General features: G+C 57.4%; 24 protein-coding genes and 1 pseudogene. 11 read left to right on the top strand and 14 right to left on the bottom strand.

Going from position 1 to position 23,717, the window contains the following annotated elements:
* Positions 1–1,257, top strand: a 1,257-nt coding sequence (locus tag ACMX25_RS39200; RefSeq protein ID WP_414950301.1) for an ISL3 family transposase, incomplete at its 5' end; no start/stop codon positions are given.
* Positions 1,258–1,282: 25 nt separating this feature from the next.
* On the top strand, positions 1,283–1,444 hold the full coding sequence (locus ACMX25_RS39195) for a hypothetical protein (protein WP_414955201.1): 162 nt from the start codon (positions 1,283–1,285) through the stop codon (positions 1,442–1,444).
* A gap of 470 nt (positions 1,445–1,914) precedes the next feature.
* Here ACMX25_RS39195 and ACMX25_RS39190 read toward each other — a convergent pair whose 3' ends face one another.
* Positions 1,915–2,784 carry an SHOCT domain-containing protein gene (locus ACMX25_RS39190; protein WP_414955200.1) on the bottom strand — a complete coding sequence of 290 codons (870 nt, stop codon included), beginning with the start codon at positions 2,782–2,784 and terminating at the stop codon, positions 1,915–1,917.
* 403 nt (positions 2,785–3,187) lie between these two features.
* On the opposite strand from ACMX25_RS39190, the gene ACMX25_RS39185 reads away from it, so the two are divergent.
* Positions 3,188–4,837: a hybrid sensor histidine kinase/response regulator gene (locus ACMX25_RS39185; RefSeq protein WP_414955199.1), complete on the top strand. Its 1,650-nt coding sequence runs from the start codon at positions 3,188–3,190 to the stop codon at positions 4,835–4,837.
* 222 nt (positions 4,838–5,059) lie between these two features.
* Here the strand turns inward: ACMX25_RS39185 and ACMX25_RS39180 are convergent, their stop codons facing one another.
* The 5 genes and pseudogenes from ACMX25_RS39180 to ACMX25_RS39160 form a co-directional block, all read right to left on the bottom strand.
* Positions 5,060–5,899, bottom strand: coding sequence for a glycosyltransferase family 2 protein (locus ACMX25_RS39180; RefSeq protein ID WP_414955198.1), 840 nt, complete (start codon positions 5,897–5,899; stop codon positions 5,060–5,062).
* Positions 5,896–6,936 carry a hypothetical protein gene (locus tag ACMX25_RS39175; RefSeq protein WP_414955197.1) on the bottom strand — a complete coding sequence of 347 codons (1,041 nt, stop codon included), beginning with the start codon at positions 6,934–6,936 and terminating at the stop codon, positions 5,896–5,898. Before ACMX25_RS39175 ends, ACMX25_RS39180 begins: the two co-directional genes overlap by 4 nt.
* The gene (locus ACMX25_RS39170) at positions 6,929–8,023 is read right to left on the bottom strand and encodes a glycosyltransferase (RefSeq protein WP_414955196.1); all 1,095 of its coding nucleotides are present in this window, start codon (positions 8,021–8,023) and stop codon (positions 6,929–6,931) included. Before ACMX25_RS39170 ends, ACMX25_RS39175 begins: the two co-directional genes overlap by 8 nt.
* 75 nt (positions 8,024–8,098) lie before the next feature.
* On the bottom strand, positions 8,099–8,305 hold the full coding sequence (locus ACMX25_RS39165; RefSeq protein WP_414955204.1) for a DUF2934 domain-containing protein: 207 nt from the start codon (positions 8,303–8,305) through the stop codon (positions 8,099–8,101).
* Positions 8,306–9,520: 1,215 nt separating this feature from the next.
* Positions 9,521–10,641 (bottom strand): annotated as a pseudogene (locus ACMX25_RS39160) (sensor histidine kinase).
* A 647-nt stretch (positions 10,642–11,288) separates the two neighbouring features.
* On the opposite strand from ACMX25_RS39160, the gene ACMX25_RS39155 reads away from it, so the two are divergent.
* The 5 genes from ACMX25_RS39155 to ACMX25_RS39135 all read left to right on the top strand — a co-directional run bounded on the left by ACMX25_RS39155 (position 11,289) and on the right by ACMX25_RS39135 (position 15,680).
* Positions 11,289–12,515 carry an ISL3 family transposase gene (locus tag ACMX25_RS39155; RefSeq protein ID WP_213767873.1) on the top strand — a complete coding sequence of 409 codons (1,227 nt, stop codon included), beginning with the start codon at positions 11,289–11,291 and terminating at the stop codon, positions 12,513–12,515.
* A gap of 202 nt (positions 12,516–12,717) precedes the next feature.
* Positions 12,718–13,152 carry an Hsp20/alpha crystallin family protein gene (locus tag ACMX25_RS39150; protein ID WP_414955195.1) on the top strand — a complete coding sequence of 145 codons (435 nt, stop codon included), beginning with the start codon at positions 12,718–12,720 and terminating at the stop codon, positions 13,150–13,152.
* Positions 13,153–13,183: 31 nt separating this feature from the next.
* Positions 13,184–13,591: an Hsp20/alpha crystallin family protein gene (locus ACMX25_RS39145; protein ID WP_414955194.1), complete on the top strand. Its 408-nt coding sequence runs from the start codon at positions 13,184–13,186 to the stop codon at positions 13,589–13,591.
* Positions 13,592–13,680: 89 nt separating this feature from the next.
* Positions 13,681–14,067 carry a hypothetical protein gene (locus tag ACMX25_RS39140; protein WP_414955193.1) on the top strand — a complete coding sequence of 129 codons (387 nt, stop codon included), beginning with the start codon at positions 13,681–13,683 and terminating at the stop codon, positions 14,065–14,067.
* A gap of 443 nt (positions 14,068–14,510) precedes the next feature.
* Complete coding sequence (locus tag ACMX25_RS39135; RefSeq protein ID WP_414955192.1) at positions 14,511–15,680, top strand: zinc-dependent alcohol dehydrogenase; 1,170 nt, start codon at positions 14,511–14,513, stop codon at positions 15,678–15,680.
* A gap of 157 nt (positions 15,681–15,837) precedes the next feature.
* On the opposite strand, the gene ACMX25_RS39130 is transcribed toward ACMX25_RS39135, so the two are convergent.
* From ACMX25_RS39130 to ACMX25_RS39110, 5 genes are all read right to left on the bottom strand, one after another.
* Positions 15,838–16,509, bottom strand: coding sequence for an HAD family hydrolase (locus ACMX25_RS39130; RefSeq protein WP_414955191.1), 672 nt, complete (start codon positions 16,507–16,509; stop codon positions 15,838–15,840).
* Positions 16,506–17,054 carry a hemerythrin domain-containing protein gene (locus ACMX25_RS39125; RefSeq protein WP_414955190.1) on the bottom strand — a complete coding sequence of 183 codons (549 nt, stop codon included), beginning with the start codon at positions 17,052–17,054 and terminating at the stop codon, positions 16,506–16,508. Before ACMX25_RS39125 ends, ACMX25_RS39130 begins: the two co-directional genes overlap by 4 nt.
* A 217-nt stretch (positions 17,055–17,271) precedes the next feature.
* Positions 17,272–18,153 (bottom strand): YsnF/AvaK domain-containing protein, encoded by an 882-nt coding sequence (locus ACMX25_RS39120; RefSeq protein WP_414955189.1) that lies wholly within the window; start codon positions 18,151–18,153, stop codon positions 17,272–17,274.
* A 127-nt stretch (positions 18,154–18,280) separates the two neighbouring features.
* Entirely contained in the window at positions 18,281–18,751 is a 471-nt protein-coding gene (locus tag ACMX25_RS39115; RefSeq protein ID WP_414955188.1) for a YsnF/AvaK domain-containing protein, read from the bottom strand.
* Positions 18,752–18,808: 57 nt separating this feature from the next.
* Complete coding sequence (locus ACMX25_RS39110; protein ID WP_414955187.1) at positions 18,809–19,528, bottom strand: YrzE family protein; 720 nt, start codon at positions 19,526–19,528, stop codon at positions 18,809–18,811.
* A gap of 249 nt (positions 19,529–19,777) precedes the next feature.
* On the opposite strand from ACMX25_RS39110, the gene ACMX25_RS39105 reads away from it, so the two are divergent.
* A complete protein-coding gene (locus ACMX25_RS39105; protein ID WP_414955186.1) occupies positions 19,778–20,209 on the top strand; it encodes a response regulator in 432 nt (143 codons plus the stop codon).
* Positions 20,210–20,273: 64 nt separating this feature from the next.
* Here the strand turns inward: ACMX25_RS39105 and ACMX25_RS39100 are convergent, their stop codons facing one another.
* Positions 20,274–20,573: a DUF6723 family protein gene (locus ACMX25_RS39100; protein ID WP_414955185.1), complete on the bottom strand. Its 300-nt coding sequence runs from the start codon at positions 20,571–20,573 to the stop codon at positions 20,274–20,276.
* A 453-nt stretch (positions 20,574–21,026) separates the two neighbouring features.
* Between ACMX25_RS39100 and ACMX25_RS39095 the strand changes: the two genes are divergently transcribed.
* Both ACMX25_RS39095 and ACMX25_RS39090 read left to right on the top strand, forming a co-directional pair.
* The gene (locus ACMX25_RS39095; RefSeq protein ID WP_414955203.1) at positions 21,027–21,566 is read left to right on the top strand and encodes a DUF4142 domain-containing protein; all 540 of its coding nucleotides are present in this window, start codon (positions 21,027–21,029) and stop codon (positions 21,564–21,566) included.
* 34 nt (positions 21,567–21,600) lie between these two features.
* On the top strand, positions 21,601–22,095 hold the full coding sequence (locus tag ACMX25_RS39090; RefSeq protein WP_414955184.1) for a YciE/YciF ferroxidase family protein: 495 nt from the start codon (positions 21,601–21,603) through the stop codon (positions 22,093–22,095).
* A gap of 70 nt (positions 22,096–22,165) precedes the next feature.
* Here the strand turns inward: ACMX25_RS39090 and ACMX25_RS39085 are convergent, their stop codons facing one another.
* Both ACMX25_RS39085 and ACMX25_RS39080 read right to left on the bottom strand, forming a co-directional pair.
* Positions 22,166–22,315 carry a DUF2934 domain-containing protein gene (locus ACMX25_RS39085; protein WP_414955202.1) on the bottom strand — a complete coding sequence of 50 codons (150 nt, stop codon included), beginning with the start codon at positions 22,313–22,315 and terminating at the stop codon, positions 22,166–22,168.
* Positions 22,316–22,662: 347 nt separating this feature from the next.
* Positions 22,663–23,685 carry an IS30 family transposase gene (locus tag ACMX25_RS39080; protein ID WP_414948293.1) on the bottom strand — a complete coding sequence of 341 codons (1,023 nt, stop codon included), beginning with the start codon at positions 23,683–23,685 and terminating at the stop codon, positions 22,663–22,665.
* Positions 23,686–23,717 lie beyond the last annotated feature (32 nt).

Genomic DNA, 23,717 nt, shown 5'->3' with positions numbered 1-23,717 from the left:
TTGTTGCTCATGCTTTTGACTCGTCTGCTTAATGCCTGCCACCATTTCCCTGGCTTCGTCTACGGTACCGCGCGCTTGTGCATGCATAGCAATACTATCGAGATCGATGTGCGCCCGCGCAAAGGCTCCAGAGCGTGCTGCTCAGGATGCCATCAACCCGCCAGGGGCTACGACCAACTGCCCCAACGCCGCTTCGAGTTCATCCCGATCTGGGGCTTTGCGGTGTTTTTACTGTACAGCATGAGGCGCGTGGAATGCAGGCGATGTGGGGTCAAGGTAGAGGAGGTGCCCTGGGCAATGGGCAAGCACCAGTTGACCAGGGCGTACATGCTGTACTTGGCGCACTGGGCGCGCAAGCTTTCATGGAAGGACACGGCACAGTCCTTCCACACCAGTTGGGAGAAGGTCCAACAGGCCGTGGCCTATGTCGTGCAATGGGGTCTGGAGCATCGCGAGCTGGGGCATATCCGGGCCATCGGCGTGGACGAAATCGCCTACGGTCGTGGTCATGAGTATCTGACACTGGTCTACCAGATCGAGGCGGGCTGCACGCGCCTGCTCTGGGTGGGCGAGAAGCGCACCAAAGAAGCGTTCCAGAAGTTCTTCGATATGATCGGCACGGAACTGGCGCAGGGCATCGAGTTTGTGTGTTCGGACATGTGGAAACCCTATCTGGACATGATCAAACTGCATTGCACAGGGGCGCTGAACATTCTGGACCGCTTTCACATCGTCGCTAAACTCAATCTTGCCATCGACGAGGTCCGTGCGGGCGAAGCACGCCAACTGGTCAAGGACGGCTACGAGCCGGTGCTTAAGAAGTCGCGCTGGTGTCTGCTCAAGCGCCCGGGGAACCTGACCGACTCCCAGCGCATCAAGCTGCGTGAGGTGCTGCGCTATAACCTCAAGAGCGTACGGGCCTACCTCTTCAAAGAATACTTCCAGCAATTCTGGGACTACGAGTCACCCGCATGGGCAGGCAAATTCCTGGATCAGTGGTGCAGCGAGGTCATGCGCTCGCGCATCGACCCGCTCAAGAAATTCGCTCGCACAGTACGCACCCATCGAGAGCTGTTGCTCAACTATTTCCGGGCGCGAAAGGCGTTCTCCAGTGGCATCGTTGAGGGACTGAACAACAAAGCCAAAGTCACTATGAGAAAAGCCTATGGATATCGCACCTTCAAAATGACGGAACTCTCGCTATATCACGTACTTGGCAAACTTCCTGAGCCAGAACTCGCCCATAGATTTTACTGACGGACCTAACATTGAGGGGCGGGAATTGGAAAAGCCCATCATCGTGGAAACGCTCTCGCTCGATGCTGTCGGTACGATCGCCGATATCCGCCAGAATGGGCCTATCACTCGCCTATGCCGAGCGATCCGTAAAGCGAAAGAGGGCGACTACCAGGCGCTACTCGGGGTCGAATTTGGTGCTGACTAGCGCCAGCCCTTCATGGGAATGACGATTGCACTGAACTTGCTTATCGCAATTCGTGGTGAACGAGAAAAATGAAAGCAACGAGGTGCCGGGTTCCATCGCAATCGATACGGCTCGCGTCGATTGTCGCATCAACCCGTAGAGGCCCAGCGATGCGCAATATTCCAGAGCCGCCCGCATCTGGCGGAAAAAGCGCGGCGATCAGCGCGTCACTCACGTATTCGGTCATTGAAATCCCGTCTCCGCTAACAAGTCGTTGATTTCCGCATTTCGCGAGGCGAGCAAGTACAGGCTGACAGCGGACACTAATCAAGTAAGGTTGTTCTGAAACAAAGATGAGCTCGTCGCTTTTGCGTCATGCGCACTCTTTCCGGACCAACATGGGGCGAGCGAGACTTGGGGCCGCGCGAGAGATGTATGGAAATTTCAGCCAGTAGAAATCGTGCCCCAAGTGCGCCGCGAGGCCGAGACGCTCATAAACGGCCCATCAGCTCCTTCTTCTTGGCGGCAAAGTCGTCATCGCTAAGAATGCCCTTCGCGTGCAGCTGAGCGAGCTTATCTATGGTAACGAAGACATCTGCCTCGCCGGCGACCGACTGAGTGCCTACAGGCTTTTCCTGCGTCAGCAGCGACTCAGTCTGCGAAGCCCCGTCTGTCGAGACAACCGGGAGGCTGGCAATATTAACCAAGCCGTGCGAGCTAGCAAATGCGAGGGATGCGCCGCTGGACTGCTGCTGTGAGAAGCCGTCGATCTGGTGAGTGAGCGTATCGTACACCGTCATCTTGCCGTTCACTTCGATCGCTAAGCGCCGGGGCTGTGCGAAAAAGGCATAGCGGAGGTTATTCTGCGCGCCGGTGCTGTTGGGCCTGCCCAGATCAGGGGGCCACCAGTCGCCCGAGGCCGCGGGCGCTGCCGGAACGAAAAGGCCCACCGACCCGACCGGTCCCGCTGCAGGCTGCTCCTGATTGCCGCCAGCGCAACCTGCGCTCTGCTGGTGTCGCTGGCCACTGCCATCATTGCGCCGCTGCTGTTTATCCTGGCTCCGCGACTGGAAGCTGCCGCTGAGAGCCAACTCGGGTTGATTTGCTATCAGCTCAGAAAGCTCGGAACAGAGCACATGAACTTGGTCCTTCAGGTTGTTGTTGAACATGTCGGAGATCATGGTCATGCCACCGTACATCCACTGGCCAGAACCACCAAATTCGGGATGCCCGAATTGGGCCATACTGCCGTTACCGCGAATCACAGACTCCAGCATGCTCGTCACAGCACCCGTGCTGAACCCATGCCGCTGGGCGATTTCTTCGATCAATTGCTGGCCGGCGGGTGTGAGTTTTCGCATGGTTCTTTAGCCAAAGTTATTCCTATACCGGATTATATAAACTGGGCGCTGCGGGGAGCACCTAAGTTTCGCGACCCGGTGAATCGCACGTCTAAAACCAAACTCGATCGTGCAAGCAGCCTCCTTCGGGTAGCGCTCGCAATCACGCGAGCGGCAACCAGGTGACGCTATAGGTACGCGGCCAGCGCGAGCACCGTACGTAGTTCGTACGGAACCACGAGCGAGTATCGTTAATCCGCGTGACTAAAAAAGTGTTTGTACGGCCGAAGGAGGCCGCCGTGTTGCTGCCCTTATTTACGGCAATACGAGCCTCATCGGGCCCTCTTCTTGCTGAGATTCTTATTGAGAATAGGGGAGGCACCGACACCTCCGTCTGTGAAACAAAATATCGGACCTTGCCATAATGGCGCTTGCCGTCCATCGAAATGAAGCCTATCGACTGCAACGTTTGCAGGCGCTCGGAATTTTAGATACGCCTGCAGAATCGCACTTCGATGCAATCACCAAAACGGCAGCTCAAATGCTGCGGACTCCGATTGCTCTGTTAAATTTTATCGACGACGCCCGGGAGTGGTGCAAGTCGGCGTGGGGCATGAAGCGCAAGCATGCAAAGCGCGACGAGTCGATTTGCGCCGAAGCATTGCTGAACGGCGACGTTATGCTCATTCCCAACGCTGAAGAGGATGTTCGATTTAGCAACCACCCACAAGTGACTGGTGAGCGTGCCGTAGTTTTCTATGTCGGAGTTGTTCTCAAAACGTCTGACGGTGTGGCGCTCGGTACGCTCTGCGTTATCGACCACTTACCCCATGACATCACGGAGGAAGAACTCGACGCGTTACGCACGTTGGCCGCTAATGTTGTCAGTCACTTGGAGGGTCGTATCCTGTCGCGCGAACTCGCCGATGCCAATCTTCGTCTTGAGGCCGCAGCATCCAACCGAGATGAGTTTTTAGCCATGCTTGCGCATGAATTGCGCGCGCCGCTCGCGCCAATTAATGCCGCGGTAGAGGTCCTGGACCGGGACGGTGCGACAGATGCGCAGAGCGCTTGGGCGAGGGAGGTGTTACGTCGTCATAGCCGCTATATGAGCCAGATCGTTGATAATTTACTGTCTGCATCGCTTGTGTCAATCGGCGCCATTAACTTGGCGTTGGAAGCGACTCAAGTGAAGACCATGCTCAACCAAGCAGTCGAATTGTGTCAGACGGATTTCAGCAGACGCGGCCACGAGCTGACGATAAATATTGATGAGACGCTATATGTTGATGCGGATGCCGTGCAATGTCCGCTCATCGTGGCTAATTTACTGCGCAACGCCGCGACGTATACCCCGCCAGGCGGGCGCATTAATGTGACAGCAAGTGTGGACGCGCCGCACGTCGCCATTATCGTGCGGGACAACGGAGTGGGGATAGCGGCGAAAGACATTGAGGATATCTTCCAGTTGTTCCGGCAAACGCGTCGGTCATCGGCTCGCTCCGCCGGTGGGATGGGCCTTGGGCTAACGCTCTCGCGCCGACTGGCTGAACTCCACGGGGGCGCGCTAACGGCCCGAAGTGACGGCTTGGGAAGAGGCAGCGAATTTACGCTGACCTTGCAGCAGTCCTCAGCGTCGAGCATCGCCGCGGCTCCACGATCCCCTGAGCACTCCATCCCCGAAGTTGGGCTGTCGGTACTCGTTGTGGACGATAATCGCGACACCGCGGATGCGATGGCCATGTACTTTCAGATATCGGGGTACAAAACTTTTGTGGCATATTCCGCAGCAGAAGCTTTAGTTCTTGCAAGCACGTTAATACCTGACGTCGTTTTGAGTGATGTAGGACTGCCGGGTATGGACGGGTATGCCCTTGTCCGGGCTCTGCGAAGTCTCGACGGCTTTGCGGCGACCTTGTTTGTCGCAATAACAGGCTACTCGTCGAACGCCGACCGAGAGGCGGCCTTGCGAGCGGGTTTCGACGCACATGTACCTAAGCCTGCTGACGTCACTAAGCTTGAGCAGTTTATCCAACAGTTGCACGCGGGAAGACGTCCACATCGCAAAACGTAGTTGCGATGCGGACGTCGGTCGCGCGGGCTATCAGTTAGGCTCCTCATCGCTCGCGAGATAGTTAATCGCGCATTGTGGCGACACCGAAGTCAAATCGGATAAAACGGAGGAAAGTTCTTACTCCATTTGCTCTTTTCGGGCGAAAAAGGTTCGCGTCTAATTGGGCTGTTTCGTTCGCAGCATCTGAAGCTCCACGCGGCCTCACTAAGAGGTAGCGGAGGCTCAGCACTCACGTAGGGTCGAGCTAATCTCGTCGCGCGTCGGCATTCGACGCAGTACGATTTTCTTCTCGTCCATTTCGATAAACCCAGCTTCGCAAAATTGTCTCAACCAACCGTCCATTGGCCAGGCTCCCCAGCGTTCGCGAAAAAGCGTCGCGTTCGCGACAATGCTCGCAAGGTGGTTCAACGGTGGATCGAAGCTTGGATGAAATTGATGGAACGCGGGTGCCGGCACGAATTCGACCGGCACGCCGGCCGCAGCCGCACGGAAAGCAAAGTCCGTGTCTTCGGCCCCATATCCCCGATACTGCGTATCGAATCGGCCGACATGCTCGAACGTCTCGCGCCGGCATGCAAAATTGAGTGACCAGAAGAGCGCATGCGGCACGGCTTCCCCTGCATGGCGACCCGTATGGAGGGCATGGGGCACGCCTTTCTGCGCGAGGATTTCAGGCTGCGTATTCTCATCTGCCGCGCCCGGCGGAAGGTACAAAACTTCGCCTTGGTACAACACGTTCTCTGGCCGAACGAGCACTTTGCGATACCGGGCCAGAAGATTGGGCGCTGGAATGCAGTCCACATCCAGGAAGACAAGATGATCGCCCGGTGCATGATCGACCGCCGCATTGCGTGCGGCGGCGAGAGGTAATTGATCATCGCCGCTATCAATCGCGCGGTGGATGATCGGGAAATGCTTACTCGCCCATTGAAAGGGCGCTTCGTTCATCTGCACGATAACCAGCGCGCGGGGCATGACGGTCGACTGTTCAAGGCCGCGGATCAGGTTGGCGAGGTGGGCACGGCGCCCATGTACCAGCGTCAACACGTTCAAGAGGTTCATGGCAGAGACTCCTGCGCAGCCTGCGAAATGGCGCACGCGGCGCGCCTTGCGCCATGACCGTCCGCGAACGACTCCCACTTCGCGGGCGAGAGCCGGATTGCACGATCGAGCAGGAATGGCCACGATTCGGCCGTCGGCCAGACCGCGCAATGAACCGCCAGACCGGCATCGGCAAGCAGTGCGCCAACAGACTGCTGCTCGTCGAAGGGCCGCGATTCGGGCACGCAGATAAACCGGCAGCGCAGTTCGGCGATCTCACTGACCAGACTGTCGCCAGCCGAGCCGACAACGACGTGCGCCGAGGCAAGCCACGGGAGAGGATCGGCGACTATGCCTTGCACGTGCAGATTCGCGGGCAATGGAATGGCCGCATCGTCCGCTATCGGGCCGAGCACAGTCCATTGCCACTCGGGACACCGTCGCGCCGCTGCGATTAGCCGCGTCAAGGTCAATTCTGTGCCGCCGTGTCCCGTGATGACGGTCACGTGATGAGGTCTGATTTGACACGAAGCAAACGATCGTCTGAAGCGCGATATCGATCCGGCGTAGTCTGTTTTATGCGCCCATCCAGCGGGCGTATCCGGCTCTTCGAGCTGTATTGGATACGGCGCGAGCAAACGGCTCGCACTAGCGTAAGCCAGGGAATGGGCAGCGTCGAATCGGCGACCGCGTTGACGAATGTAGACCGTCGGCACGCCGCAAAGCCGTGCAAGCAGCGCGACCTCGACTGATACGTCGACGACCAGAAGACACGGCCAGTGCTCCCGGAACCAGTCGACCATCGCGCCCATGCGATCACGCAAACCGTCCACGGCCAGCGGTGCATAGTGAAGGCCAGCCGGGGTGTCGATAGCGGTCTTCTCGTCGTAGTCCATCGGCAAGTGGCGCAACGTTACGTTTTCAAGCGCGGTCTCGCTCGGCAGACTGCTGCCGAATAGCGTCATCTGCCCGGACAAATGGGCCGCTATTGCCAAGGCACGCGTGACGTGGCCCGCTCCGTGATGGTGGGCGTAGTAACCGATCATCGCTTTAGCCATAGTCGGGAATCTTCACGCGAGCCACGCTGGCCAGCAAAGCCTCATAGCGGGTCACCATCAAGTCGATACCCCAGTTCGCTTGTGCATGACGCCGGCAAGCAGCGCGATCGAGTGTCCGGGCGCTGAGCAATGCGGCAGCCAGTGCGGTGACGCTGTCCGCCATAGCAAGGACGCCGGTGCCCGTCGTCAGAAGCTCAGGAATCGCGCCGCGAGAAAATGCAGCGACCGGCGTGCCGCACGCAATCGCCTCAGCCACTACGAGTCCAAATGGCTCATTCCATCGCGGCGTCACGAGGCAGACGCTTGCACGTCCGACCTCATCGACAAGTTCAGCCCGCGACAGGTGGCCCAGATAGACCACATCGTCGCTCAATCGAGGCAAGATCTCTTGCGCGAAGTACGCAGGATCGATGGCCTGTCCTGCAATGCGTAGTGCAACGCCGGCGAGCCGGGCAGCATCGATGGCAAGATGCGCGCCTTTGTCGGCTACCAGACGGCCGTACCAGAACGCGTGCGCACCGACGGGTCCATCCGCTGGCCGCCATTGCTGAAGGTCGATACCGTTTGAAATGACGTGACAATCGGGCGTCAGTTCGGCCCACTCTTTCGCATTGGCGCGAGAGACCGTGCAGTAATGACCGCCGCCGCGTTTATATTGCGCAGCGATTGCATTGATCATTTCGAAGAACGGCGGCGTGTGAAGGACAGTTAGCATCGGCGTACTGATCATTCCCGACATGGTGACCGGCACGTAATGCAAAGCGTTGTTGAAGATGACATCGAAGCCGAAGTCATCGATCTCCTGCAGGCATGCCAGATACGCGTGGTGTTCAGCAATGAAATCCGAGCTCAGCGTATCGTGCGCGTGTCTTTGTGCATCGCTCCGATAACTGCCGACAGGCGCCATAGGCGTGACCTTCAGCTCGGCGGCCGAGTCGGGGTGGGCGAAGAGTGTGACCTCATGGCCACGGCGCCTGAATTGCCGGGTGATGTCATAGGTGAATGCTTCGAGGCCGCCCGCGAAAGGCTCGCGAATCGGATGTTTTATGTGTGTCAGGATTCCGATCTTCAGAGGGGATTGGTTCACATTGGCCTGGAGTCAACCCTTCACGCGCCAATGGCGCTCAAGGGCAAAGTTATCGATGTACGATGCTGAGTGAGCCTACTGAGATCGCATGTCATAATGTTGAGGACGGACGCTATTGGGGGTTTTATCCGCCGCATCGTCTTCGACCGGGCGCTCCTCAGACGAATCAAAACTCGCGGGGGAGTCAGACGGCAACGCGTTTTCTCCGCCGCCCAAAATCATTTGAGCCTGCGCCCAATAAATTTCAGCGCCGCCGTCTGGACAACCTGCTTGTTCCCACAGTTCCTAGGCCTTCGAACGGATATCATCTTCGGTAAGGTTCGGCATAACAGTCTCCAAATCCAACGTCAATAAATTGCCTATAGGCAGCGTCTAGCGGGACGTTCACGAGTGCGCACATCGCGCTCAAAGCTGTGGTTGGCGTCAAACTGGTCGATAGGGGGCAGTCTGTTCACGCAAAGATGGTGCCTGAAACACACATATCCAAACATGACAATTTATGCGTGCCTGCCACACCCTCAGATTCGCGTGCGTGGGAAAGCAGACGAATCCGACACCCCGTGGGTATCGACATCAAGCAGCCTATCTAATTGGTCCTTTAATAGCGAGATCAAGGGCGGGAACGCCAGCGTAAGGCCGCCCAAATACAGCACCGGGAGTTGATCGCGAGGGTGCCGGCACGGCGCAGCACATTGCGGATGACCACTTCCTGACTAGGGTGCAGGCGGTCGATGGCGAAGACTTCATCAAGCGACGTCCTGAAACGTTTCTTAAAATCGAGCTAAGCGAATCCGCGAGCGGTTCTTCGGTGACGAGGTCCATGGGCTTTCGGCATTCCCTGTGGGTTGATCGACAGGTCACCTTTCTTTAGCAATGCGAATGCCGCCCTGGGCGCATCCCATGCACGTCCGACAGGCCATGGCAGAAATGTCGCGTTCGCCATCGGTACCGCCTCAGGGGCACGCTACTTGCACTACTCCCTGCACGGGCCGAAAAATCGCGCCCCAAGCTCTAATGCCTTAGGAGGCGATATGAAAACATTTGCTAAGCAACTTCTATTTTCAGTCATGGTGCTCGGGTTGTCGTGTAGCGTATACGCCCAAGCAGGCGGCGGCGGAGCGGGTGCTGGTGGAGGTGGAGGCGCGGGTGGCGGGGCTGGTGCCGGCGGAGGCGCTGGATCGGGTGGCGGGTCGGCCGGCGGCGGTGCGGGGAATGGCGGTGCGGGCGGTTCAGGGGTAGGGATGTCTACACCAAACCAAGCTGGGACTACGGGTGGCGCTATGACCGCCCCGGGTAAGACGGTCCCCGGTGGTGGAATGGGTACCGGAACAGGCGCGAAACCGGGCACGGCTGGCGCGGGTGGGTCCACAAGTAATGGAACGAGCAACTGACGCACAGTCTGCGGTCCGCTGTTCAGCAGGTGCGCAAAGGCGCTTCAATCTCCTCGACTCTTCGCGCCGGTTGCAGGCACTCTGTTGGCGACGAAAGCACCATGTATTACCGATGACGGGGCAGGCGCACGGTGAACACCGTTTCTGCCTCATCAGACCGGGCTTCCACGTCACCACCATGGGCCTTGGCAACCTCGCGGGCGATATACAGCCCGAGTCCCAGATTGCCGTCCACGTCGTATTTGCGCTCTTGATCCGGGCCTCGCCGTAGAGGCTCAAAGATCCGATTCAAGGTTTGTTGCTCAATGGCGACCCCGCAATTCTTGACCTCGAAACGAACTTCCTCTTCCGCCGCAGTCACAATCACCTGAACCGGCGAGTCTGGCGATCCATACTTGATCGCATTCAGGACCAAGTTGCCGAGCAGTTGCTGCAACCGCCGACCATCCCAAAATCCCTGAGAGTCTCCCACCATCGCCAGATCTATCACGTGATCTGGGTGCGCTGCTCGCACCAGGTTCAGTTCATCGGCAAACAGACTGGCCAAGTCAACGTTAGTCGGAGAAATATCGATGTCCAAACCTAGTTTGGTTCGATTGAAATCAAGCATGTCGTCCAGTAACGCTTGCATGCGAGCGCCACTGTGGATCATACGAGAAGCGGCTTGCGATACTTTGTCCCCAGCGTTCAGCGCCGCCAGATGCACCGCGGTCATTTGGATCGCCTGAAGGGGGCTTCGCATGTCGTGCCCCAGCATTCCAAGTAGGAGATTACGGGCTTGGTCCACCTGGGCGCTGAAAAAACTCACCGATTCGGCCAGCGCCTGGTCGATGGCCTCGTTAAATCGAATGATGTCGTCCGAATGGGGTGCCTCAGGCTGACACTCGTCCATCCAAAGGCGAAGGACGCTTGCCCGCAGTGCGCGGTACTCCGCGACAAGTTGGTTGATTTCGAATCCGCTATGCGCACGTAGATGGCCGTGTGTTTGCGCCGCCGTCTCCGAGGCTTCAGTTAGCTTTGCGGCTCGTCCCAACGCTTTGACGCGTTGAACTTCCGTAGTTTGGGCAGAGGACAAGTCTGCGGCCACCGCCTCCAGAATTTGTTGCGCATGGTCCCGCAATGCGAGTGATTTCAATTTGCTGCTGCCGGCAGCAGCGTGGCAGCGAATGCCTCCCATTGGCCTAGGATGCTTTCCATATCACGCATGATGAAGTCAGCCAGTCGCATATGTGCCCCGAAAGAGGTTTTTAAGAAATAATTGTCGATTCCATATTACCCCCTATGTAGTTCGTATGATGCTGATGGGTCCTCGAATTGCTAAAGTAACTCGGCAATGGTGAGAAACCCGATGTCCACTGTCAAGCGGGAGCGATGGCTCTTTGTCGATGGCGAGCCTGTTTTGGTAGCAGCGTACATTCTGTTCTTCGAGGCGTACGGTGTCGAAATTCAAACCGCCAAAAAGGTACCAGATGCGCTCTCCGAATACAGCGCGTGCACCCGGCGATAGTCGTTACTGAACCTTAGGTGCCGCGTCTCGACGGTCGAGCGGTAGTGCAAGAAATTCGGATTTCAAGGCCTTGCCTGTTCCGCTGCTAGTAGCGGTGTCCGCTCTGTTCTAGCGGCTCGACCCATTAGCATCGGAAATGCAAACACCGTACCTGGCATAGAACGGGGCGAGCGAGTTGATGGGTGATTGCTTTCGGAAAAGCCGATAAAAAATTTTGCCTCTTTTGAATTTGGAGTGGGTGGGTTTGGCGGGTCAAGGGCGGGCGTGAGCCCGGCGCAGCGAACCCTTGAGGCGCGCTCACCCAGTAAGATGAGTCATGGGTGATTGCGGCAGAATGGGGGAATCACCCATTTAAAGCCAATCAGCTATGACGAATCAATTGTTCGAATCCGCCCTCGGTATCACGGCTCCTTGGTATGTCCGAAGTGTTGACTTCGATGCTGCTCAGCGGCAGCTCAACATCGCCGTTGACTTCGTTGCAGGCAGCCGATTTGGCTATGCCGGAGTTGCCGGCGAGCATCCCGTGCACGACACGCAAATCAAGCGCCTGCGGCATCTGAATTTCTTCCAGCACGAGTGCTTCCTCGAAGTGCGGGTGCCCAGGGTGCGCCTGCCCGATGGTTCAGTGCGTTTGGTTGAGCCAGGTTGGGTGGGCCAGCTCAGCGGCTTTACATTGTTGTTCGAGGCGCTCGTGTTGATGCTCGCGCAGCAGATGCCGTTCGCCGCCGTTGCACGCGCGGTCAATCTGTCGTGGCATCGAGTACATGCCATCTGTTCGCGGTATGTGGAGTTGGCACTCGCGGCGGCCGACCTGTCGGGTGTGACGGCGGTGGCGATTGACGAAACCTCGTACCGTCGCGGTCATGAGTATCTGACGCTGGTCGCCGACATGCAGGCGCGGCGGGTCGTGTTCGTCACCACATGCAAGGATGCCAGCACGATAGAGCGCTTGGCCACCTACCTAAGCGAACACGGCGGCTCGCCCGAGCAAGTGAGCTCGGTCAGCATCGACATGTCGCCGGCTTTCATCAAGGGCGTCAATGAACATCTCCCCGAAGCGCGAGTTACCTTTGACAAGTTCCACGTCGTCGCCCACGCGTCCAAAGCGCTCGACGCAGTACGTCGGCAGCAGCAGAAACTCGACCCTCAGCTTAAAGGCATGCGTTGGACGTTGCTCAAGGACGCCGACAAACTGAACCTCGCGCAACTGACTGACCTTGAGGCGTTGGTCAGTCAGTACACAACCAATCGCACCGCGCGCGCCTGGCTTTACCGAGAACAATTGCGCGACATTCTCGAGCGCAAACAAATCAACGTCGTCTCCGAGATGCTGCACCAGTGGTGCACCAACGTCATGCGCTCCAAGGTCGAGCCCATGAAGGATGTCGTGCGTTTGGTTCGCAGACATTTCGATGGAATCGTTGCCTGGACCCAGACCCGTCAGACCAACGGTTTCATCGAGGCCATCAACGGCCTGTTTCAGGCAGCAAAGCGCAAGGCTCGTGGATATGCACGCTTTGAAACCATGCGCACGGTCTTGTTTCTCATTGCCGGAAAACTTAACTTCGCCGCGTTCAACGCGCATGCCCGCTGAGCCGCATTACCCACTGAGTTTTCAAAAGAGCCAAAATTTTGTTCGACTCTCTTGAAATTTTTCCACGATCTCCTATTTTCGATTCCGTAAGCAGTCGCGGTGTTCGCGCTGCGTGTTTCGATTGGTTTGTCTGAGGCTTGGGCAGACGGACTGGAGCGCGTATGCCGGTTCGTCTACTGCCGCAATATGGGAGATAGCAGCCATGAGTGACCTTCTTTTCCACAACAGCCTGTTTGATGAGCTCGACCGTTTTCAGCGCCAGATGTCGTCGTTGTTCACCGGCCTGCCATCAAGCATCCGCGCGTCACGGCTAAGTAGCTTTCCGCAAATTAACCTCGGCAGTACGGACGAGTCCGTGGAGATTGTCGCGTTTGCGCCAGGCATCGATCCGGCCAAACTGGAACTGACCGTGGACAAGGGGTTGCTGACCATCAGTGGCGAGCGTACGCGTGTGCAATCCGAGTCGGACGGACGTTCTTATGCGCAAGAACGTTTTGTCGGCGCCTTCCGTCGCGCAATCGAGTTACCGCGCGATGCCGACCCGGACAACGTCAAGGCGCGCTACGCCAACGGTTGCCTGACGATCAGTATCGGCAAGCGCGAGACGTCGCGCCCGCGCGCTATTGCAATTCAATGACCAACCTGTCACATCCTTCGAGGAGAGCATCATGAACACCCAGACCCAGCTCGCCGAACGCAATACCGGCACTGTCGCGCGCAATGGAGACACCCAGGCGCAAAAGGGTCCCGCGATTGTTCCAGCCGTCGATATTCACGAGGACGCGCATGGCATCACGTTGTGGGCCGACCTGCCGGGCGTATCGCGGGACCGGTTGAACGTCCACGTACAGGATGGCAATCTGTTCATTGAAGCCCAGGCGTCGATCGACACGCCCGACGGGTTGCGCCTGCATCACGCGGAGATTCGTGAGCCGCGCTTTGCCCGGGCGTTCTCGTTAAGCGCTGACTTCGATATATCGAAGATCGATGCGAATCTCAGCGACGGCGTGCTTAAGCTCAGCATTCCGCGCCGTGAAGAAGCACGGCCGCGCCGGATTGAAGTGAGCGTTGACTAAGTGCCTGGAGGCGCCCGCGAATGGTGGACACCGATCGTGGACACTGATTGCGGGTGCCGCATCGACAGACCAGATAACCGGAGCGTGCTATGGAATTTGAAACCGACTGGAAAACCTTGGGCAAACACCGGGTCCGCTTGCGTGCGACTCGCGGCTTTCCCACCGAGACCCTCCATACGGTGGCCGACGTCGCGCGTCTAGCCATCGAGAACAACATGAGTGCTCGAGCAAGACTTGTTGAAGTGGTCTATCGCGACCAGGACAAGGCCTACGACGTTTTCGTGGGAACCACGATGCCCGACGATCGGCGTTGTGTCGCGCAGCTAGAAGTTGCCATGGCCACCGTACTAGGCCTGTTGCCGGAACAGGTGACGATGACGGTGAGTGCAGTCGAGCAGAGGGAAGTTGACCTGAACTTTGGCGTATACGAACGGCTGCTTTCGCAAAAGCTCGGTTCAATTCCGCCGATTCAGTGACCTCGGCTGGAATCTATGACTCGGCTGCGACGGCCCCAGGCCGTGAACTTGCAAACGATCATCCGACCGGTGCGTACTTTGCGTTTTGAGCCTTGACGATTTGATTCGTGGCGTACACGCCTTGAAGCGTCGGTTCAACCGGTTCAACGAGACGGTGTGAGCGGCAGCATGTGAGTGATGCGTGTGCCCTGATAAAACGTAGAGAACGTGCGGTTTCCTACAATCGGAGTGCACCATGCCATGCGAAAACTTGCCCCTTCTCGCTGCACTTTCGGCCGACCGGACGCAATTGTCGAACACCGCGGCGTTCGGTCATGCGATGAATATGCCGACGAACACCCGTATAACTACGTGTGGAATAGTGGTTGCTGAATAGATAGGTCGAGCGATTCTTCGGGCCCTTTCCGCACGAGCCTCGGCACATCGTTATTCAGGAGCTAAAAATGAGAGCGCTTCGCTGGCACGGCAAGCACGATATCCGGTGCGACACAGTTCCGGATCCCACCATAGAGGAAGGGCGCGACGCTATCATCAAGGTTTCGACCTGCGCGATTTGCGGGTCTGACCTGCATCTGTTTGATGGCTTCATGCCTACGATGGAAAGCGGCGACATCATGGGCCATGAATTCATGGGCGAAGTAGTCGAGGTAGGTAACGATAACAAAGCGCTTCATGTGGGCGATCGAGTCGTCATTCCCTTCACGATATTCTGCGGTGAATGCGACCAGTGCAAGCGCGGAAACTTCTCCGTGTGCGAGCGAAGCAATCGCAACAAGGAGAAGGCTGACAAAGTGTTCGGACACACGACTGCTGGCCTATTTGGGTATTCTCACTTGACCGGTGGCTACGCCGGCGGGCAAGCGGAATACGTTCGCGTACCCATGGCGGACACAACTCACGTGAAAATCCCTGATGGTCTGACCGACGAGCAGGTCTTGTTTTTAGGTGACATCTTCCCAACAGGGTGGCAAGCGGCGATTAATTGCGATATTCAGCCTGACGACACTGTTGCGATATGGGGCGCGGGGCCAGTGGGCCAGATGGCGATTCGCAGTGCCGTGCTGCTCGGGGCGAAGCAGGTTGTCGTGATCGACCGGGTGGCCGAGCGGCTGGCGATGGCAAGGGAGGGCGGTGCCATCACGATTAACTTTGATGAGGAAAGCGTACTTGACCGATTGAAGGAGTTGACCAACGGTAAGGGGCCGGAGAAGTGCATTGATGCGGTGGGTATGGAATCTCACGCCACACGATCGTTCGATGCGATGTATGACCGCGTCAAACAGGCCGTCATGCTGGAGAGCGACCGGCCGCACGTGCTGAGGGAAATGATTTACGTATGCCGTCCCGCAGGCATTCTGTCGGTCCCAGGTGTCTATGGTGGGTTGATCGATAAGATTCCATTTGGCGCCTCAATGAACAAAGGCTTGACGTGGAAGATGGGCCAAACGCACGTGAATCGATGGACAGACGATTTATTGCATCGAATCCAGGAGGGCCAGATCGATCCCTCTTTTGTGATCACGCATACGGTCCCGCTGGAAGACGGTCCGGGCATGTACAAGACATTCCGCGACAAGGAAGACGGCTGCATCAAGGTTGTCCTCAAACCGTAGCAGATTCGCAGGCCGGTGATTGACTGCCTTAATCGATTGGCCGTCCAGATTCGCAATCGAAAAAGTGGGGCACTTCGAGAAGTGCCCCAAAACCACCCCCACATCTACGCTGTTGCCGAAACCATTGCTCGTCGCGAATTGCCTCCAGTCGCCGCCGTCACTTCGGGTGCGTCGCCAACTCATCCAGATGGTCCAGGAGGTCGGCGGGATCCCTGTACACGCGGATCGCACCCGCTCCTCGTAGTTCCTCTTCCCCAACACCACCCGATGTCAGTCCTATTCCCAACGCATGGCATCGACGAGCGCCGAGCAGGTCCCATATGCTGTCGCCAACGATGTATGCGCGCTCAATTGAAACGCCCAAACGCTCGGCGGCCTTCAGGAACAGATCCGGCTCGGGTTTACCGTGCTCGACCTCGTCACCCGTGAGTACCGATGTTTTCGACGCGTCCAGGCTTAGCTTTCCCAGGTTGGAAGCTGTCGCCTCGGGACTGCCGCTGGTTGCGATTGCCCACGGTATGTCGGCCGCAGTCAATGCCGCAAGAAGCTCACGCGCTCCCGGGAGGGGCTGAATCTGTCCGTTCAGCCGGTCGAACGCCTCTGCCTGTCTATTCTTGATACGCTTGAAGCGATCCGTATCAATGTGATCGCCGACCTCTCGTAACAGCTGCTTCGCGAATAGCTCACTGCTCATGCCGATCTTGCGGTGGATTCTGGAGACGGGCAGGCTCAGCCCTTCGCTATCCAGCGCTTCACTCCACGCGATCACGTGTTGGTAGACGCTATCGATGAGCGTGCCATCGAGATCAAAAATGAAGGCTGATTTCATTGGACATCACGCGGTGCGCGCGGGCGGGCTCGCAGAGCCGACAACACCGCCAGTGCCGCAGCGCCTACCAGCGACGCTGTAAGAAGGGGAAACGCTCCAGCGCTATTAATCGCAAGTTCGGCCGGACGGCTGGCGACGAGGTGCGCGCGGCGAGTGTTCATCCTGGCGCCCAAGCGCCGAAGATCGTGCGTGAGGCTATCTTCGGCCATTGGCAGTAAGATTGTTTCCTCATCAGCTACGTGATGAAGAACTTCACGCATCAACTCCATGAGCGTGTCGTCGTATGTAGCTGCGTCTGGATCCATCTCACGAAGAGTCGCAATGCTTTCACGCATCGAATTATGTTCCGGGACACTTTTATCAAGCGCGATCGCGGTCGGGTTTGCAGCGCGAAGTGCGGGGTAAAAAACCTCCTCCTCGAGCTGTGCATGGATCTCGAGGGCAGCACAGATAGTGTTGACCAGTGCTGCCTTGCGCCATCGTGGCGCGTCTGCCCGGTACCTATGAAAAGCCGCCAGTACATGCGTGTGATCGAGCTTGATCATCGTTGTTATGCGAGGGGACGCTCCGAGCGATTCGAAGTCCATAATGTTGCCTGCTCAGTTCAAAAGGGTTGTGTAGACGGATGAAAAAAGCTCTTTTTGCCGCACTGGCGGCCGCTCGTTTCAGCCAGTCTATTGTTTGATAACTTGATAGTTGTCGGGAACGGATTGCAAACGTATCGGCGGCCCGACGGCCGCCGATACGATAAGGCGAAGCCTCTTATTGAGTCTTCTTTGTGGTCGCGTCCGGGCGCAGCTGGGGATCTTCCCCTGCCACGCGCTCGACCTCGACGTTTGTGCCGCGTACAGTGTCATTTACCGTCTCGGTTCGAGTGGTTGATTCCTTGCCGACCACGACCTCTTCGATCACGCGTGCGGTTTTTGCAACCACCGGCTCTTCCGAAGTTTCGCGCACTTCGACAAAGCCTTCCTTCAAATCCGCGGCGGTCGCCGGGCGGTCAACTGGGCGGCGTTCGATCGAAGCGTGCTCTTCGTGCAGGTTCACCGACTCGCTGACCGGCGTTTCCGTCAGCCGGGAATAGACCCGTACGCCGCCCGTAGATACTTCGCGCTTGCCCACTGCGAGTTCTTCCTTAACGACGGGAAACGCCTGGCGATCCGCTGCAATTTCGTCCGCCGTATAGGCAGAAACGCCGCTGTCGTAGCCGCTGTAGCCGGAGCTCTTCCACTGCGCCACGCGTTCATCGATATCGAGGGCGCCTGCGTCATTGAGCGCGGCACGAACACTGTCAACTTGCGACTCGTCTGCTAAATCCACTGACAGCAGCGCATGCCCGCGGCGGATAGACTCGTGGTAGTGATTCACTTCTTCGGACGCATCATCATCGCCGAACAAACGTTTAAAAAAGTGGGCGATGCCCCCTGTAGCGTGGTCCCGCGTCTCGCTGGTAGGAAGGTCTGTGCCAACAGTTCGTGTCGTGCCCGGGTCGACGGTCCCAAAAGAGTCATCTGGCGCTGCCGCTGCATCGTCCTGCGCATGGATGTTGATGTCCGACCGGGCGATGCCTTCCTGCGTCAAACGGTCTGCGGCGTTCTGAGCGTCATCAAAAGAATTAAATAGACCAATAAGCGTTTGTGTCATTGCGGTAGCTCCAGCGAGGAAAGGCCATCGACGGCCGGGGAGTGTGTGACTAAGGGACTGAGTCGAAGAGACTGAGTCAGGGAATTGCATGAGGGTAGATTCCTGCAACCGCCGTTCCTGAGGCGCGCTAAAAGGGATCAAAGGGATCATCTTTTTCCGGATGCCACTCTCCATCCGTGCCGGACCGACGTTCAACGACCAGTTCTTCATTATTTACGAGCACGTTCTGAAAAACTTCCTGCTGAGATACGGTGGTCGTCACGTGTACCTCTTCTTTCAAGGTCAGCTGCATCGTGATGATTGGGACGTATTCAAAGACAGGGATGATGAGCGTATCGCCCTCCTGTCGGGGCTCGAACTTGTGCTCTACCGGGCGGTTGACGGTGAAGCGCTTGACTTCAACCGTTTGACTTCGAAGGCTCACAGGGATCGGTTGCATCTCCTCATGCACGATCTTGTGAATCCGGACAGCGCCTGTCTCGGTCGTTTTCACCCCCACTTCGAGTTCTTCCTGAACTGCGGCAATCTGAATCTCGTCGGCGCGAACGCCATCTGAGGGCGGGGGATTGGCGGAAGTTGGCTTCGCACTCTGTGCCATCGGTGTGCTCCAAAGAAGAAAGCCGAAGCGATTGCTTCGGCCGACCTACGGTCAAACTCACAGACGTCCGCTGCCTGGACGTGTCACGCGGCTACGCGCGGGAACGGCATCGTTCCCAACGGCGGAGCCGCCGGCGTCCTCAAAAGGAGGCTGATGACGGAATCCTGCGCCCCCCGACACGATAGCGATGATGGCGCCCACGATAAGGGCAGCGAAGGAAAACCAGCTAGCGCGAGCGACACCTCGCGCAGCGGTGTCGGCGGCCTGTCGCGCATCTTGCTGCGCATCAGGGCTCGACGCCGCTGACGCGGCTGACGCAACGGCCGCCTGCACCCGCTGCTTGGCCGAATTAACCAGCGACGGGTCGGTGTTGGATTGGTTCGCGGCCGTTGCCCCAACTTGTGCGCTCGCGGCCGCAACGCTGCCGGCTGTGCTCACCGCACCTCCGATCAACGAGGTCATTCCAAGGACAATCAGCAAGGTCATAACGGCCCACGACAGCAGTCCATGCAGCCACCCAAGCACCGGCGCGCAGCGACCGGCAAAGTACGAACCGATAAAGACAGCCAGCACCGTCGTGACGATCGCCCAGACGCCCGACCCAAATCCGAAGCCGTGTAAAGGATCAGGCCGGGATAACGGGGAGAGCAGCGAGGCTCCGATGGCGGTACCAAGCACACTCATCATGAGATAAACAATAGACGAGAGGATTACCCCGGCAATCACAGAACCCCATGAAAGGCGCGGCAGTCCGTCTTGGGTGGTTAGTAGTTTCATATATCTTCCTGAGTGTCGGTAGAAGCTGTCAGAAATCCTGTTTTTTTGCACCTTCGGACGCGTGCACTATCATCGAGCAAGCCATATGCCGCATTGATCTTGCGGCCGCCACCCATCTCAGCGCATTGGCTCGCGGAAGCTATAGGCGGTTGACCGTTAAAAGCCGACACTTGACCTTGCTCCTGCAAACAAAGGTTCTCCAGGCATGTCCGGTGCTCGGTAGCTACGCAAAAGAGGAGGGTCAATGGAATGGGAAACGAAGATCGAAACGCTCGTGCGGCAGTCTGGACGTCGCGCCGGGCGAGGCGCGGCGCTTCCAAAATACGCGTGTTGGTTGTCGACGACAATGTCTCGGCCGCGCAGGCGCTGGCGACCTATCTTTCGCTCGAGGGGATGGAATGCGAGGCGGCATTTGGCGGACATGCCGCTGTGTCTGTCGCCACTGAGTTCAGGCCACACGTGATCATCATGGACATATCGATGCCGGACTGCGATGGCTACCAAGCGGCACTAGCGTTAAGAGGTGACGCGCGTACGAAAGAGGTCGCTATTGTTGCGTTCACCGCATTCGACGAATCAGAACTGCGCCGACACGTCGTCGACCACGAGTTCGACGCTTATTACCAAAAGGGACAGGCACCGTCGCGGGTCGCTACTTTGGTCACGCTGTTCGCCCACTGACGGAGCCCCTGCTCAGCGCCACGAGATGCGCCCCGCTACCGATCCTCCACCTCCAACCTGGCTATCACTCGGGATTCTGTAGGTCACCTGATGCAAGCTGTTCGCCATACCGCTGCGCAGCATCGACTGCCGACTGAGGGTCTAGGAACGGGCCCATTTCCGGGCAACCTTCGAAGGGGAACAAGACCCGTTTATCGGTCAAACGCACCACCCTCAGCGTGCCGTAAAACTGGCCAGGAACGCCGCGATACGACGCGTAGATTCTAAAATCGGCGAGCGCTCGACCCGGGATTGCAGGTTGTAAAACTGCTTTGGATTGCATGAAATTTTTCCGTGGACCTTGTGCCATTTCGCCACCAAACATGTCGATCTCATCGAATGATTCTCGACGAGCTCTCGCCGACTTCTAAACGGAACTCGCGACCCGCCCGGCGACGTGCTCTTCAGCGGCGGAGCGAATGGTCATTCGATTGAAGGATTGAGCGACCCCGAGCGTTGATTACAGCCGAAGTTTCCGGTCAATCCGTGCCGGTGCCCGTCGGCCCTCCTCAATGACACTGACTGTTCTATTGCCCAGTCGCTATGAGCGACTAATTTTTGCCGCATTAGCGTGTTCCAACTCCTACACCTCTGACCATTTTCTCGCAATGCTGTGCGCGCCTGTGAGCGAGTTCGCACGTGCAAACGGGGTGCCTGGACGACCAACAACTACGACCGCGTGGAAACGGGACGGGTGGAATGGCGTTTGCATGGGTGGCGGTGGCGTCGTCTTCCGTTCCTGTTAGCCCGGCACACTTATCAACTAAGGAGTTCATCTATGCAACGCGGCCCTATCGCAGCTGCGCTTCTGGCGCTTCCCGCCGCTGGCGCGACCTTCGCGCAAACCCAAGCCGCGAGTACGACCGCCGCTAACGACTTGCCGTCGCCGGACAAGGAGTTCGTACAAGCGGCCAGCATGTCAAGCTCTACCGAAATAGACGCAAGCAAACTCGCCGCGAAGCAGTCACAGGATGCAGATGTAAAAAGCTTCGCTCACCACATGGAAATGGACCATACGAAGTTGGCGATCTCCTTGAAGATGGCGGCGCCGCACGGCGTGGCGGTGCCAAAGGACAACTCCGACATGGCCGTCCTCAATTCACTGAGCGGACTTCATGGGAAAGCGTTCGACACCGCCTATATCAAAGGGGTTGGACTCGACGGGCACGAGAAGGCCGTAGCAGCCTTTCAAACCGAGGCCGACGGCGGGCAAAACGCCGACCTCAAAAAGGCCGCTCAGAAGGCTCTGCTAACGATTAAACAGCACCTGAAGATGGCGCAGCAGCTTGCGGCCAAGAAGGGCGTCACAGCCCAGTAATAAAACACCTTTCCTCAAAATATTGGAGAAAATCATGGCAGCGAAAACGTTAAATGACTTATTCATTCACGCCCTGTCGGACATCTACAGCGCGGAGAAGCAACTGACCAAGGCTCTGAAGAAGCAGGCGCGGGCCTCGACGAGCACGAACCTTAAGGCGGCATTCGAGGCGCATTTGGAGGAAACCCACGGGCAGATTGAACGCATTGATCAGGCGGTAGAAGCAACTGGCATCAAATTGAAACGCATCAAGTGTGTCGCGATGGAAGGATTGATCGAGGAAGCAGATGAGGAAATCGGCGAGATCGAGGCGGGCCCTGTGCTGGATGCAGCTTTAATCGGTGCGGCGCAAAAAGTAGAGCACTACGAAATTGCATCCTACGGGACGTTGTGCGCGCTCGCGAAGAAACTAGGTTATACAGAAGCGATGACGCTCCTGAATCAAACCCTGGAAGAGGAAAAAGCGACCGACAAGAAACTGACCATCTTGGCAGAGCAGGAGGTATCCGCTGAAACGGCTGGGGCTTAGGTCTAAGCGAAGTAGATGATTGACTCGCCCCGTGCAAAGTGGCGGGGCCTGCCAATCATTCATATAACGATCAAGGGTTGACGCCGCCGCCGAGCTCGCGGTCAATCCGCTCAGATTCGATTTCCTTCTCGACCGTTTCGCGAGCCTGACGCCAGTATTCATCTGCACATCCTTCCATCGCCCCGTCAGCGAGCCAAAGCTCATAGGCCCTGATCCGGATTCGTCGTTCGATCGATTCGTTATCCGTGGCTAGCGGAAATTATTCGTTCGTCGGCATCTCGAGGGCGCAGCTAATGTGCTGGTGCTAATTCGCGGTATCAAAGCAAACAATGATATTCGCCTGGATCCCCCGACGTCCTGCAAAAACCATTGATGCTTCGTCGGCAATCCTTGCTAATGAACCTCAAGATCGTCCCCGTTGCGTATGCGCATCGGCAAATGCAATCTTCGCTTCCGACGCAGTCAGTTATGAGCACGCTTTGAACTACGGTTTCCGGGGTGGTGCTACCGTCGTACCGGGTAAGTCTCAGAAGATGGGCGGTCTCAAGTCGAAGTGCAACAACTGGTCTAATGTTTAGATGACGTTGCGAGATCCGCTGCTTTTAGTGTCGCGGCAAATACCTCGAAGGGTGAATGAAACGCATGCGTAGCACGAGGGCGGTTGTTCAAGCTGTCTGCAATGACGTCGAGGTCGGCCTGACTATGGACGGAAAGGTCGGTGCCTTTGGGCAAGTACTCGCGCAACAGGCCGTTGGTATTTTCACAAGTTCCTCGCTGCCACGGGCTGTGTGGATCGCAAAAATAGACATTCACGCCTGTTTGAGCGGCAAGTTCTTGATGCCGTGAGAGTTCACGCCCCTGGTCGTAAGTGAAGCTGTGACGCAAGTGCTCGGGGATCGAGTTGAGCTTGGCGGAGAAGCCAGCCAGTGCAGATTCGGCTGTGGCATCGTCCATCTTAGCCAGCAGCACTAGACGGCTGGTTCTCTCCACCAACACGCCCACTGAAGAGCGATTGCCTTCGCCTTTAATGAAGTCGCCCTCCCAGTGCCCGGGCATCACGCGATCCTCTATTTCAGGTGGGCGCACGTGAATGCTGACCATATTTGGAATTTGCCAGCGGCGATCACTACCCCGTGTCCGCGACATACGGGCGCGATGAGCACGACGCAAACAAGCAATGAGTTGACGCCGTAGTTCGCCGCCTGGGTGGGCGTAGATAGTGGTGTAAATCGTTTCGTGCGAGACCTGCAAAGTCGGATCGTTTGGGAACATACGCTTGAGGACTCCAGAGATTTGCTGAGGCGACCAACGCCACTCCAGCAGCGTGAGGACGACCCTCCAGCAAGCGCTGTGAGGCCCGAGTTTGGGCGCGACCGCACTGTTGGATCGTCGGGCCGAACTGAGTGCGTGCGCCGCTGCTGGGACATAACCAAGCACAGAACTATTGCGCCTGAGTTCGCGGCTAAGGGTAGAGGCCGAGCGCCCGAGTATTCGGGCCATGGCCCGAATACTAGAACCCCGTTGACGTAGGCTCGCAATCTCCAAACGTTCCTCAGCTTGCAACTGCTCGTACTGATTTGCTTTATGCATTACAACACCTTATACGCTTTGGTGTTGCGCTT

It is taken from the genome of Caballeronia eucalypticola (genome assembly GCF_047608185.1).
Taxonomy (GTDB): domain Bacteria; phylum Pseudomonadota; class Gammaproteobacteria; order Burkholderiales; family Burkholderiaceae; genus Caballeronia.
The sequence above is the reverse complement of the archived record's forward strand: the minus strand, read 5'-3'. Positions and strand labels throughout refer to the sequence as shown.

Coding starts and splice junctions, on each gene's coding strand:
- ACMX25_RS39190 (WP_414955200.1), bottom strand. CDS start 2,784: ATGCGAAAACTCACACCCGCCGGCCAGCAATTGATCGAAGAAATCGCC.
- ACMX25_RS39185 (WP_414955199.1), top strand. CDS start 3,188: ATGGCGCTTGCCGTCCATCGAAATGAAGCCTATCGACTGCAACGTTTG.
- ACMX25_RS39180 (WP_414955198.1), bottom strand. CDS start 5,899: ATGAACCTCTTGAACGTGTTGACGCTGGTACATGGGCGCCGTGCCCAC.
- ACMX25_RS39175 (WP_414955197.1), bottom strand. CDS start 6,936: ATGGCTAAAGCGATGATCGGTTACTACGCCCACCATCACGGAGCGGGC.
- ACMX25_RS39155 (WP_213767873.1), top strand. CDS start 11,289: ATGACGAATCAATTGTTCGAATCCGCCCTCGGTATCACGGCTCCTTGG.
- ACMX25_RS39150 (WP_414955195.1), top strand. CDS start 12,718: ATGAGTGACCTTCTTTTCCACAACAGCCTGTTTGATGAGCTCGACCGT.
- ACMX25_RS39145 (WP_414955194.1), top strand. CDS start 13,184: ATGAACACCCAGACCCAGCTCGCCGAACGCAATACCGGCACTGTCGCG.
- ACMX25_RS39140 (WP_414955193.1), top strand. CDS start 13,681: ATGGAATTTGAAACCGACTGGAAAACCTTGGGCAAACACCGGGTCCGC.
- ACMX25_RS39135 (WP_414955192.1), top strand. CDS start 14,511: ATGAGAGCGCTTCGCTGGCACGGCAAGCACGATATCCGGTGCGACACA.
- ACMX25_RS39130 (WP_414955191.1), bottom strand. CDS start 16,509: ATGAAATCAGCCTTCATTTTTGATCTCGATGGCACGCTCATCGATAGC.
- ACMX25_RS39125 (WP_414955190.1), bottom strand. CDS start 17,054: ATGATCAAGCTCGATCACACGCATGTACTGGCGGCTTTTCATAGGTAC.
- ACMX25_RS39120 (WP_414955189.1), bottom strand. CDS start 18,153: ATGACACAAACGCTTATTGGTCTATTTAATTCTTTTGATGACGCTCAG.
- ACMX25_RS39115 (WP_414955188.1), bottom strand. CDS start 18,751: ATGGCACAGAGTGCGAAGCCAACTTCCGCCAATCCCCCGCCCTCAGAT.
- ACMX25_RS39110 (WP_414955187.1), bottom strand. CDS start 19,528: ATGAAACTACTAACCACCCAAGACGGACTGCCGCGCCTTTCATGGGGT.
- ACMX25_RS39105 (WP_414955186.1), top strand. CDS start 19,778: ATGGGAAACGAAGATCGAAACGCTCGTGCGGCAGTCTGGACGTCGCGC.
- ACMX25_RS39100 (WP_414955185.1), bottom strand. CDS start 20,573: ATGTTTGGTGGCGAAATGGCACAAGGTCCACGGAAAAATTTCATGCAA.
- ACMX25_RS39095 (WP_414955203.1), top strand. CDS start 21,027: ATGCAACGCGGCCCTATCGCAGCTGCGCTTCTGGCGCTTCCCGCCGCT.
- ACMX25_RS39090 (WP_414955184.1), top strand. CDS start 21,601: ATGGCAGCGAAAACGTTAAATGACTTATTCATTCACGCCCTGTCGGAC.
- ACMX25_RS39080 (WP_414948293.1), bottom strand. CDS start 23,685: ATGCATAAAGCAAATCAGTACGAGCAGTTGCAAGCTGAGGAACGTTTG.